This is a genomic window from Streptomyces sp. NRRL S-340 (genome assembly GCF_000720185.1).
In the GTDB taxonomy this organism is placed as follows: Bacteria; Actinomycetota; Actinomycetes; order Streptomycetales; family Streptomycetaceae; genus Streptomyces.
This window is the reverse complement of the sequence record NZ_JOIY01000057.1, coordinates 91842-103679: the sequence shown is the minus strand read 5'-3', so window position 1 is coordinate 103679 and position 11838 is coordinate 91842. Positions and strand designations below refer to the sequence as shown.

The window sequence follows — 11838 nt, the reverse complement described above, 5'->3', positions numbered from 1 at the left end:
GAGCAGCTCCCAGCCCTCGGCGTAGGCCTGCATCATCGCGTACTCGATGCCGTTGTGGACCATCTTCGCGAAGTGGCCCGCGCCGACCCTGCCCGCGTGGACGTATCCGTAGGGGCCCTCGGGCTTGAGCGCGTCGAAGATCGGCTTCAGGCGGTCGACGTGCTCCTTGTCGCCGCCGACCATGAGCGCGTAGCCGTTCTTGAGGCCCCACACACCGCCGGAGACGCCCGCGTCGACGAAGCCGATGCCCCGCGCGTGCAGCTGCTTGGCGTGCTTCTCGTCGTCCGTCCAGCGGGAGTTGCCGCCGTCGACGACCACGTCACCGGGCTTGAGCAGGGTCGCCAGCTGGTCGATGACGTGCTGCGTGGCACCGCCGGCCGGGACCATCACCCAGATCACCCGGGGCTGGGCGAGCTGGTCGACGAGGTCGACCATGCTGGGGACGTCGGAGACCTCGGGGTTGCGGTCGTAGCCGATGACCGTGTGGCCGGCGTTGCGGAGGCGTTCCCGCATGTTGCCGCCCATCTTGCCGAGGCCGATGAGGCCCATCTGCATCGATGCCATGTCAGCTCTCCTTGAGTTCGCGGTAGGCGGCCACGAGGGCGGCGGTGGACGGGTCCAGACCGGGCACCTCCGCGCCCTCGGTCAGGGCGGGCTCGACGCGCTTGGCCAGCACCTTGCCGAGTTCGACACCCCACTGGTCGAAGGAGTCGATGTTCCAGACGGCGCCCTGGACGAACACCTTGTGCTCGTAGAGGGCGATCAGCTGGCCGAGGACCGACGGGGTCAGCTCGGCGGCCAGGAGGGTCGTGGTCGGGTGGTTGCCGTGGAAGGTGCGGTGCGCGACCTGCTCCTCGGGCACACCCTCGGCGCGCACCTCGTCGGCGGTCTTGCCGAAGGCCAGCGCCTGGCCCTGGGCGAACAGGTTGGCCATGAGCAGGTCGTGCTGCGCCTTGAGTTCGCCGCTCAGCTCGGCCACCGGGTTGGCGAAGCCGATCAGGTCGGCCGGGATGAGCTTGGTGCCCTGGTGGATCAGCTGGTAGTAGGCGTGCTGCCCGTTGGTGCCGGGGGTGCCCCAGACCACCGGGCCGGTCTGCCACTCGACCGGTTCGCCGTCGCGCTGGACCGACTTGCCGTTGGACTCCATGTCGAGCTGCTGGAGGTAGGCGGTGAACTTCGACAGGTAGTGCGAGTACGGCAGGACGGCGTGCGTCTGCGCGTCGAAGAAGTTGCCGTACCAGATGCCCAGCAGACCCAGGATGAGCGGGGCGTTGGCCTCGGCGGGCGCGTTGCGGAAGTGGTCGTCGACGATGCGGAAGCCGTCCAGCATCTCGCGGAAGCGGTCCGGGCCGATCGCGATCATCAGGGACAGACCGATCGCGGAGTCGTACGAGTACCGGCCGCCGACCCAGTCCCAGAACTCGAACATGTTGTCCACGTCGATACCGAACCCGGCGACCTTCTCCGCGTTCGTCGACAACGCCACGAAGTGCTTGGCGACCGCCTTGTCCTCGCCGCCCAGCCCCCTGAGCAGCCAGTCGCGCGCCGAGGTGGCGTTGGTGATCGTCTCGATCGTCGTGAACGTCTTGGACGCCACGATGAACAGCGTCTCGGCCGGGTCCAGGTCGCGGGTCGCCTCGTGCAGGTCGGCGCCGTCGACGTTGGAGACGAACCGCACCGTCAGGCCGCGGTCGGTGTAGGACCGCAGCACCTCGTACGCCATCGCCGGGCCCAGGTCGGAACCGCCGATGCCGATGTTGACGATGTTGCGGATGCGCTTGCCGGTGTGGCCGGTCCACTCGCCGGAGCGGACCCGCTCGGCGAAGGCGGCCATCTTGTCGAGGACCGCGTGCACCTTCGGCACCACGTTCTCGCCGTCGACCTCGATCACAGCGTCCCGCGGGGCGCGCAGCGCGGTGTGCAGCACGGCCCGGTTCTCGGTGATGTTGATCTTCTCACCGCGGAACATGGCGTCGCGCAGCCCGAACACGTCCGTGGCCTCGGCCAGTTCGCGCAGCAGCCGCAGGGTCTCGTCGGTGACCAGGTGCTTGGAGTAGTCGATGCGCAGATCACCGACGCGCACGGTGTAGCGCTCCGCGCGGGAGGGGTCCTCGGCGAACAGCTCCCGCAGGTGCGGCTGCCACTGGGCGCGGTGGTCCTCCAGGGCGGTCCACTCGGGACGCCGGGTCAGCTTGGGGGTGTCGGACATGTCAGACGGTCTCCTTGATCCCGTCGCCCCGCAGGGCCACGGCGTACATCTCGTCGGCGTCGAGGCGGCGCAGCTCCTCGGCGATGAGTTCGGAGGTGGGACGGACCTTGAGGGCGAGGGTGCGCGAGGGCTGGCCGGGCAGGCTCAGCGTGGCCAGCGGTCCCTCGGGCCGGTCGATGACGATCTCGCCGTCGGCGGTGCCCAGGCGCACGGCCGTCACGAACGGGCCGGCGCTGCCGACCCGGTCCACGGTGACGCCCAGGCGGGCCTCCAGCCAGCGGGCCAGCAGCTCGGCGCTCGGGTTCTCCGCCTCGGCCTCCACGGCCGCCGAGGTCACCCGCACGCGGGCCTGGTCCAGCGCCGCCGCGAGCATCGAACGCCACAGCGTGAGCCGGGTCCAGGCGAGGTCGGTGTCGCCGGGGGCGTAGTGGCGCGCCCGGGTCTCGAGGACCTCCAGCGGCTTCTCGAAGGCGTACAGGTCGGTGATCCGGCGCTGGGCCAGCGCGCCCAGCGGGTCCGCGGAGGGGTTGTCGGGCGCCTCCACCGGCCACCACACCACCACCGGCGCGTCCGGCAGCAGCAGCGGCAGGACCACCGAGTCGGCGTGGTCGGAGACCTCGCCGTAGGTGCGCAGCACCACCGTCTCGCCGGTGCCGGCCTCCGAGCCGACCCGGACCTCGGCGTCCAGCCGCGAGTGGGTGCGGTCGCGCAGGGTGCGCGCGTGCCGCTTGATCACGACCAGGGTGCGCGAGGGGTGCTCGCGCGAGGCGTCCTCGGCCGCCTTGATCGAGTCGTAGGCGTTCTCCTCGTCCGCGACGATCACCATCGTCAGGACCATGCCCACGGCGGGCGTGCCGATGGCGCGGCGGCCCTGCACCAGCGCCTTGTTGATCTTGCTTGCCGTGGTGTCGGTCAGGTCGATCTTCATGGCCTGCGCCAGCTCCGTCCGTCTCGTGCGAGCATCTCGTCGGCTTCCCGCGGACCCCAGGTGCCCGACGGGTACTGGGCGGGCCTGCCGTGCTCGTCCCAGTAGGCCTCGATCGGGTCGAGGATCTTCCAGGACTCTTCCACTTCCTGGTGACGGGGGAACAGGTTCGCGTCACCGAGCAGCACGTCCAGGATGAGGCGTTCGTACGCCTCCGGGCTGGACTCCGTGAAGGACTCGCCGTAGGCGAAGTCCATCGTCACGTCCCGGATCTCCATGGAGGTGCCCGGCACCTTCGAGCCGAACCGGACCGTCATGCCCTCGTCGGGCTGGACGCGGATCACGATGGCGTTCTCGCCCAGCTCCTCGGTGGCCGTGGAGTCGAACGGGGAGTGCGGCGCCCGCTTGAAGACCACCGCGATCTCGGTGACCCGGCGGCCCAGCCGCTTGCCGGTGCGCAGGTAGAACGGCACCCCGGCCCAGCGGCGGTTGTCGATCCCCAGCTTGACCGCCGCATAGGTGTCGGTCTTCGACTGCGGGTCGATGCCCTCCTCCTGGAGGTAGCCGGGCACCTTCGCGCCGCCCTGCCAGCCCTGCGCGTACTGGGCGCGCACGGTGTGGGCGCCCAGGTCCTCGGGCAGCCGCACCGACTTGAGCACCTTCAGCTTCTCGGTGAGCAGCGCCTCGGCGTCGAACGCGATGGGTTCCTCCATCGCGGTGAGCGCCATCAGCTGGAGCAGGTGGTTCTGGATGACGTCACGGGCGGCGCCGATGCCGTCGTAGTACCCGGCCCGGCCGCCGATGCCGATGTCCTCGGCCATGGTGATCTGCACGTGGTCGACGTACGACCGGTTCCAGATCGGCTCGTACATCTGGTTGGCGAAGCGCAGCGCCAGGATGTTCTGGACGGTCTCCTTGCCCAGGTAGTGGTCGATGCGGAAGACCTGCTCCGGGTCGAAGACCTCGTGCACGATCCGGTTCAGCTCGCGGGCGCTGGCCAGGTCGTGGCCGAACGGCTTCTCGATGACCGCGCGCCGCCAGGACCCGTCCGGCCCCTCCGCCAGACCGTGCTTCTTGAGCTGCTGCACGACCTTGGGGAAGAACTTCGGCGGTACCGAGAGGTAGAAGGCGAAGTTGCCGCCGGTGCCCCGGGAGGCGTCCAGCTCCTCCACCGCCCCGCGCAGCTGCTTGAACGCGGTGTCGTCGTCGAAGTCGCCGGGGATGAACCGCATGCCCTCGGCGAGCTGCTGCCAGACCTCCTCGCGGAAGGGGGTGCGCGCGTGCTCCTTGACGGCGTCGTGCACGACCTGCGCGAAGTCCTGGTTCTCCCAGTCCCGGCGGGCGAAGCCGACCAGCGAGAAGCCCGGCGGCAGCAGACCGCGGTTGGCCAGGTCGTAGACGGCCGGCATCAGCTTCTTGCGGGACAGGTCGCCGGTGACGCCGAAGATGACGAGCCCGGAGGGGCCCGCGATCCTGGGCAGCCGGCGGTCCCGCGCGTCGCGCAGCGGGTTCACCCAGTCGGCGGCCGGGACGACCGGGACGCGCACGGCGGCGGACGCCGCCTTCGCCCCGGGTGTCTCCGGCTCGGTGGCCGCGGGGGCCGGTGCGGTGGACTGCATGGCCTTGGGGCTCGGCTCCTCGGCCCCGGCGTCCGGCGACGGGCTCGCCGCCGGCTCGGCGGGCTTCTTGCTCATTCCGCGTCAGCTCCCTTGCTGTTCAAGGACTTCGTGACCGCGTCCAGCAGGTCCTGCCAGGCCGTCTCGAACTTGGCGACACCCTCGTCCTCGAGCTGCTGGACGACCTCGTCGTAGGAGATCCCCAGCCGCCCGACCGCCGCGAGGTCCGCGCGGGCCTGCTCGTAACCGCCGGTCACCGTGTCCCCGGTGATCTCGCCGTGGTCGGCGGTGGCGTTCAGCGTGGCCTCCGGCATGGTGTTCACCGTGCCGGGGGCGACCAGCTCGTCCACGTACAGGGTGTCCTTGTACGCCGGATCCTTCACCCCGGTCGACGCCCACAGGGGACGCTGCGCGTTGGCGCCCGCCTCCGCGAGCGCGGCGAAGCGCTCGCCCGGCCGGGTCGCGCCGTCCACAGAACCGAACACCTGCTCGTACGCCTCGTAGGCCAGCCGGGCGTTCGCCAGCGCGGCCCTGCCCTTGAGCGCCAGCGCCTCGCCGGTGCCCAGCAGGGTCAGCCGCTTGTCGATCTCGGAGTCCACCCGGGAGACGAAGAAGGAGGCGACGGAGTGGATGCGCGACAGGTCCAGGCCCGCGGCACGCGCCTTCTCCAGACCGGCGAGGTAGGCGTCCATGACCTCGCGGTAGCGCTCCAGGGAGAAGATCAGCGTCACATTGACACTGATACCCGCTCCGACGACCTCGGTGATGGCCGGCAGACCCGCACGGGTGGCGGGAATCTTGATCATCACGTTCGGGCGGTCCACCAGCCAGGCCAGCTGGCGGGCCTCGGCGACGGTCGCCGCCGTGTCGTGGGCCAGGCGCGGGTCGACCTCGATGGAGACCCGGCCGTCCCGGCCGCCGGTCGCGTCGTGGACACCGCGCAGCACGTCGGCGGCGGCCCGCACGTCGGCGGTGGTCATCATGCGCACGGCCTCGTCGACCGTGACGCCGCGCACCGCCAGGTCGGCGAGCTGTTCCTCGTAGCCCTCGCCGGAACCGATGGCGGCCTGGAAGATCGACGGGTTCGTGGTGACGCCCACGACGTGCTTGTCCGCCAGCAGCCCGGCCAGATTGCCGGAGTCGATCCGACGCCGCGACAGGTCGTCCAGCCAGATCGACACGCCCTGCTCGGACAGGCGCCCCAGCGCTCCGGCGGTCGCGGTTGCTTCGCTCACAGTGATCATCTTCCTTGTTGCGTGCGGATCATGCGCGCGCGGCGGCCAGCGAGGCGCGGGCCGCAGCGGCGACGTTCTCGGGGGTGAAGCCGTACTCGGCGAACAGGGTCGCGGCGTCGGCGGAGGCACCGAAGTGTTCGAGGGAGACGATGCGCCCTGCGTCACCTGTGAAGCGGTACCACGTCAGATTGATGCCGGCCTCCACGGCGACCCGCGCCCGCACCGACGGCGGCAGCACCCGCTCGCGGTACTCGCGCGGCTGCTCCTCGAACCATTCCACGGACGGCATCGACACCACGCGGGTGGCGGTCCCCTCGGCCTCCAGCGTCTCGCGGGCGGCCACGGCGAGCTGCACCTCGGAGCCTGGCGTCGGCGGGGCGGACCACGTTGAGGCCGGGGATGGCGCGCAGCGAGGCGAGGTGCTCGACCGGCTGGTGGGTGGGGCCGTCCTCGCCCAGGCCGACGGAGTCGTGTGTCCACACGTACGTCACCGGGAGCTGCATCAGCGCGGACAGCCGCACCGCGTTGCGCATGTAGTCGGAGAACACCAGGAAGGTGCCGCCGTAGATGCGGGTGTTGCCGTGCAGGGCGATGCCGTTCATCTCCGCGGCCATGGAGAACTCGCGGATGCCGAAGTGGACGGTGCGGCCGTAGGGGCTCGCTCCCGGCAGCGGGTTGCCCTCGGGCAGGAACGACGACGTCTTGTCGATCGTAGTGTTGTTCGAGCCGGCCAGGTCGGCGGAGCCGCCCCACAGCTCGGGCAGCACCGCGCCGAGAGCCTGGAGCACCTTGCCGGAGGCCGCGCGGGTGGCGAGGGACTTGCCCTCCTCGAACACGGGCAGCGCGTCCTGCCAGCCCTCGGGCAGCTTGCCGGCCACGATCCGGTCGAGCAGCGCGGCCCGCTCCGGCTGGGCGCCGCGCCACTTGTCGAGCTGCTTGTCCCAGGCGGCGTGCGCCTCGGCGCCCCGGTCCAGGGCCCGCCGGGTGTGCGCGAGGACGGCCTCCTCGACCTGGAAGGACTGCTCCGGGTCGAAGCCGAGGACGCGCTTGGTGGCGGCGATCTCGTCGGCGCCGAGCGCCGAGCCGTGCGAGGCCTCGGTGTTCTGCGCGTTCGGGGCGGGCCAGGCGATGATCGTGCGCATCGCCACGATCGAGGGACGGGACGTCTCGGCCCTGGCGGCCGACAGCGCCGCGTACAGGGCGTGGACGTCGATGTCGCCGTTCTCGTCCGGCTCGACGCGCTGGGTGTGCCAGCCGTAGGCCTCGTAGCGCTTCAGCACGTCCTCGGAGAAGGCGGTGGCGGTGTCGCCCTCGATGGAGATGTGGTTGTCGTCGTAGAGGAAGACCAGGTTGCCGAGCTTCTGGTGCCCGGCCAGCGAGGAGGCCTCCGCCGAGACGCCCTCCTCCAGGTCGCCGTCGGAGACGATCGCCCAGACGGTGTGGTCGAAGGGCGAGGTGCCCTCGGGCGCGTCCGGGTCGAACAGGCCGCGTTCGTAGCGGGCGGCCATCGCCATGCCGACCGCCATCGCGGCGCCCTGGCCGAGCGGGCCGGTGGTGGTCTCCACGCCCGCCGTGTGTCCGTACTCAGGGTGACCGGGCGTCTTCGAACCGTAGGTGCGGAACGCCTTCAGGTCGTCCAGGTCCAGCTCGTACCCCGCGAGGAAGAGCTGGGTGTACAGCGTCAGCGAGGTGTGGCCGGGGGAGAGGACGAAGCGGTCACGGCCGGTCCACTCCGGGTCGGACGGATCGTGCCGCATCAGCTTCTGAAAGATCGTGTAGGCGGCCGGGGCCAGCGCCATCGCGGTGCCGGGGTGCCCGTTGCCGACCTTCTGCACGGCATCGGCCGCCAGCAGGCGGGCGGTGTCGACGGCACGCCGGTCGAGGTCGGTCCACTCGAAGGGGACGGTTGTCTGCTCGTTCATCTTCAAGAAGTCCTCGGAAGAAGCTGGATTGCTGCCGGACGTGTTCGAACTTAAAAGTCAGACTTTTTTGCCGGAAGGTCTCTGTGTGTCAGCCTGTGGTGAAAGTGGGACACGGTTGGATCACTCGGTCCGCCCGGTGGGCGGTCAAGGCGGTACGAGAAGGACATGGCGGACGCAATCACCCATGAGGGCGCCGAGGGCGCCGAGGGCGCGGGAAGAGGCGCCGGGAGCGGCGGGGACACCGGCGCGGGCACGGGCGCCGGTGCCGGCGCGGGTGCCGGCGGAGGCGGCGCGGGGGCGGACGAGGGGATCCGGACGTTCCCCTTCCCGGTCGACCTCAGCCTCGGCGGCGTCGGACTGCAGATAGGCCCCATGGGCGCCGGGCACACCTGGCACTCCGAGGCTCCTCTCCACCGTGTCCACCGCATCGACTTCCACGTCGTCATGCTCTTCGACGACGGCCCCGTCCGGCACATGGTCGACTTCGCCGAGTACCAGGCCGCCGCCGGTGACGTGCTGTGGATCCGCCCCGGACAGGCCCATCGCTTCTCCCGCACGGACGAGTACCGCGGAACCGTCCTCACCATGCAGCCCGGCTTCCTGCCCCGTGCCACCGTCGAGGCCACCGGCCTGTACCGCTACGACCTGCCGCCGCTGCTGCACCCGGACGCGGCCCGGCGCGAGGCGCTGAAGGCGGCGCTCGCTCAACTGCGCCGCGAGTACGAGGACACCGCCACCCTGCCGCTGAGCCTGCACACCGCGGTGCTGCGGCACTCGCTGACCGCGTTCCTGCTCCGCCTGGCCCATCTCGCGGCCAGCTCGGCGGAGGCCACGCGGCAGCAGGCCGACACCACCTTCACCCTGTTCCGCGACGCGGTCGAGCAGGGCTTCACCACCAACCACAGCGTCAGCGCCTACGCCGACGCCCTCGGGTACTCCCGCCGCACCCTCGTACGCGCCGTGCGGGCCGCCACCGGGGAGACCCCCAAGGGCTTCATCGACAAGCGGGTGATCCTGGAGGCCAAGCGCCTCCTCGCGCACACCGGGCTGCCCATCGGCCGCGTCGGCGCCGCGGTGGGCTTCCCGGACGCGGCCAACTTCTCGAAGTTCTTCCACCTGCACACGGGCCAGACCCCCGTGGCCTTCCGGGCCGAACTGCGCTGACCCGGCGACGGATCCCGCGCCCGGACAGGCCGGGGCCCCGCACGGCTGTGCGGGGCCCCGGCAAAAGCCGCGGTGCGGACGGCGCTCAGTGGCCGAAGTCGAACCAGTTGACGTTCACGAAGTCGGCCGGCTGGCCACTGGTGAAGGTGAGGTAGACGTCGTGCGTGCCGGTCACCGCGCTGATGTTCGCCGGCACCGTCCGCCACGACTGCCAGCCCCCGGTGTTCGCCAGCGCGAAACTCCCCACCGGCGCGTTGCTCCGGCTGTCCAGGCGTACCTCGACCAGGCCGCTGACGCCGCCCGCGGCCCCGCTCGCGACCCGCGCGTAGAACTGCCTGGCCGCGTTCGAACCGAAGTTGACGCCCTTGTAGAGGGCCCAGTCGCCGTTGGCGATCGACCCGATGTCCTGGCCGCCGCCGGAGTCGGTGGTCGCCTCGGTGTTCACCCCGCTCTGGCCGTCGTACGACTCGGCCTGTACGGGGCTGTAGGCGTCGCGGTTTCCGGTGGGCGGGGGAGTGGTGCCGCCGTCCCCGCCGCCCGAGGAGCGCAGCACCTGCACGTAGTCCACCACCATGGAGTGGCCGGGCTCGGTGCCGCTGTCCGGGCCGCCGCCGAACGCGCCGGGGAAGCCGCCGCCCATGGCCACGTTCAGGATGACGAAGAAGCCGTGGTTCGTGGCGTTCGCCCAGGTCGTCGCGTCGACCTGATCGGCCCTCACGGTGTGGAAGGTGACGTTGTCGACGGAGAAGCGGATCTGCTCCGGGCTGGTGGACCGGTCCCACTCCATCGCGTACGTGTGGAAGCCGGCCTGGCAGGTGGCGCCGGGGCAGGCGGTGGAACCGCCGATGCCGGTCGTCTCGTTGCAGGGGCCGCCCGGGCTGGTGCCGCAGTGCATCGTCGCCCAGTCGGTGTTGAGGCCCTGGACGTTCTCCATGATGTCCAGCTCGCCGATGCCGGGCCAGTTCCAGTAGTTGCCCCGGAAGGGCGAGCCCAGCATCCAGAAGGCCGGCCAGTAGCCCTTGGCGGCCGCGCCGGTGACGTTCGGCAGCTGGATGCGGGACTGCACGCGCAGCTTGCCGCCGGCCGGGGGCTGGAAGTCGGTGCGGGTGGTCTCGATCCGGCCCGAGGTCCAGTGACCCGAGGCGTCCCGGCGCGGGGTGATGAGCAGGTTGCCGCTGCCGTCGAGCGCGACGTTGCTGGTGGAGGAGGTCATCGACTCGACCTCGCCGGTGCCCCAGTTGGCCGCACCGCCCGGGTAGGACGTCCCGGTGTCGTACTGCCAGTCGGCGGTGTTCACACCGGAGCCGGCGGCGCCGTTGAAGTCGTCGAGGAAGACCTGCGTCCAGCCGGAAGGGGGAGCGGGCGCCGAAGCGTCCGCGGGAAGGGTCGCCGCGGTGGCGAGAGCCGCTGCCAGACCGAGCGTGCCGAGGACCGCGACGAGGGCGCGGCGCGCGGAGCGTCGTCTGCGGGGGGTGCCGACGGGGGCGTCGGCGAAGGTGCCGGAAGGATCGCTCATGGGAGCCTCACGGTGGGGAGTCGGGGGGAACGGACGTTCTGAGAGCGCTCTCAAGCGGTGGGTGCGCCGGGGGGGGGGGGGGGGGGGGGGGGGGCCGGGGGGGGGGGGGGGGGGGGGGGGGGGGGGGCGTGACGGGGATCGGGAGGTGGCGGCCGGGTGCGGATCCCGGATGCCGGGTGGGGCGGGAGCGCACGCCCGCGCCCGCAACGAATGAGGGCGCCCGCGCTGGGACGCGCCCGCGTGCGGGTTCGCTCGTGCCCGGACGCGCCCGCGTGCGGGTTCGCCGGCGCCCGCTCTGCGCCCGGGTCCGCTCGCGCCCGGGCACGCCCGCACCGGAAGACGCGGACGGCGGCGGGTCCTGTGCCGCCGCCGTCCGGTCGGTCCGCCGGTCCGCCTATCCGAGGCGGTACGCGTACACCGTCGTCGCCACCTTGCACACGCCCGGCGGGACGACCTCCGTGCGCAGGGTGCCGCGGGAGGCGTCGTAGTCGACGCCCTCCGCCTCGAACGCGCCGGAGCAGACGCTGCGTTGGGGCAGCGCGAACAGGCTGGAGACGTGCCCGGTCACCGGGCCGCCGTCCAGCTTGTGCTCCAGGTCCACCTGGAGCAGCGGCCGGTCCTCGGGGAACAGCGTCCTCGAACCGTCGTCCGACGCGCACAGCAGCCGGGTGTCGTCGACGAAGTCGCAGCCCTGGATGTCCCGTACGGGCTTGTCGAGACTGATCTGCGGGGCCTGCGGCAGTGTGCCGCCGGTGCGCGGGGTGGAGGGGTTGAGCAGCGGGGCGGGGAAGACCTGGAGCCGGTTCTGGTCGCCCCACTCGCCCGACACCAGCCACTGCCCGTCGGGCGAGACGGCGGCGAAGGAGTTGTTCACCTTCTCGCCCGCGTCGAGCGGGTGGACGTACTCGTAGCGCTTGCCGTCCGGGGTGGTGACGGCGAACATCTTGGACGTCGCCGAGTCCGCGCCCTGGTAGGCGTCGAAGACGTCACCCTGCGCGATGTCCGGGTCGCCGACGTGGTTCCAGCCCTTGACGCGAAGGTCCAGCGGGACCGAGGCGAGGCCCCGGTACACCAGCGAGCCGTCCGCGCGGCTGGCGAGTCCCTGACTGCCGCTCAGCGAGTCGACGTGCGAGGTGCCGGTCTCCTGCCAGGCCGGTCCGGCCGCCGCCGCGGAGGTCGCCGCACCGAGCGTGACGGCCGCCGACAGGACGGCCAGGGCGAACAGTTGACGTCTCATCAGGTCCCTGCCGA

At 71.5% G+C, this 11838-nt stretch carries 8 protein-coding genes and 1 pseudogene; 1 reads left to right on the top strand and 8 read right to left on the bottom strand.

From position 1 onward, the window contains the following. The 6 genes and pseudogenes from IG64_RS33415 to IG64_RS33390 form a co-directional block, all read right to left on the bottom strand. On the bottom strand, positions 1 to 555 hold a 555-nt coding region (locus IG64_RS33415), incomplete at its 3' end, for an NADP-dependent phosphogluconate dehydrogenase (protein ID WP_037863268.1). Positions 556 to 565: 10 nt separating this feature from the next. Beyond that, positions 566 to 2209: a glucose-6-phosphate isomerase gene (gene pgi / locus IG64_RS33410; RefSeq protein ID WP_037863248.1), complete on the bottom strand. Its 1644-nt coding sequence runs from the start codon at positions 2207 to 2209 to the stop codon at positions 566 to 568. Between the two features lies 1 nt (position 2210). Next, complete coding sequence (gene opcA, locus IG64_RS33405) at positions 2211 to 3137, bottom strand: glucose-6-phosphate dehydrogenase assembly protein OpcA (RefSeq protein WP_037863246.1); 927 nt, start codon at positions 3135 to 3137, stop codon at positions 2211 to 2213. After that, a complete protein-coding gene (gene zwf / locus IG64_RS33400; RefSeq protein ID WP_037863243.1) occupies positions 3134 to 4828 on the bottom strand; it encodes a glucose-6-phosphate dehydrogenase in 1695 nt (564 codons plus the stop codon). Before zwf ends, opcA begins: the two co-directional genes overlap by 4 nt. Next, positions 4825 to 5994, bottom strand: a complete 1170-nt coding sequence (gene tal, locus IG64_RS33395; protein ID WP_037863241.1) for a transaldolase — start codon at positions 5992 to 5994, stop codon at positions 4825 to 4827. The genes zwf and tal overlap by 4 nt, the downstream gene beginning before the upstream one ends. 19 nt (positions 5995 to 6013) lie before the next feature. Beyond that, positions 6014 to 7907, bottom strand: a pseudogene (locus IG64_RS33390) (transketolase family protein). A 165-nt stretch (positions 7908 to 8072) separates the two neighbouring features. Between IG64_RS33390 and IG64_RS33385 the strand changes: the two are divergent. Next, a complete protein-coding gene (locus IG64_RS33385; protein ID WP_234438691.1) occupies positions 8073 to 9071 on the top strand; it encodes a helix-turn-helix domain-containing protein in 999 nt (332 codons plus the stop codon). An 85-nt stretch (positions 9072 to 9156) separates the two neighbouring features. Here the strand turns inward: IG64_RS33385 and IG64_RS33380 are convergent, their stop codons facing one another. Next, on the bottom strand, positions 9157 to 10587 hold the full coding sequence (locus tag IG64_RS33380; protein WP_037863240.1) for a glycoside hydrolase family 16 protein: 1431 nt from the start codon (positions 10585 to 10587) through the stop codon (positions 9157 to 9159). A gap of 394 nt (positions 10588 to 10981) precedes the next feature. Further along, a complete protein-coding gene (locus IG64_RS33375; RefSeq protein ID WP_037863238.1) occupies positions 10982 to 11824 on the bottom strand; it encodes a hypothetical protein in 843 nt (280 codons plus the stop codon). Positions 11825 to 11838: the final 14 nt, after the last annotated feature.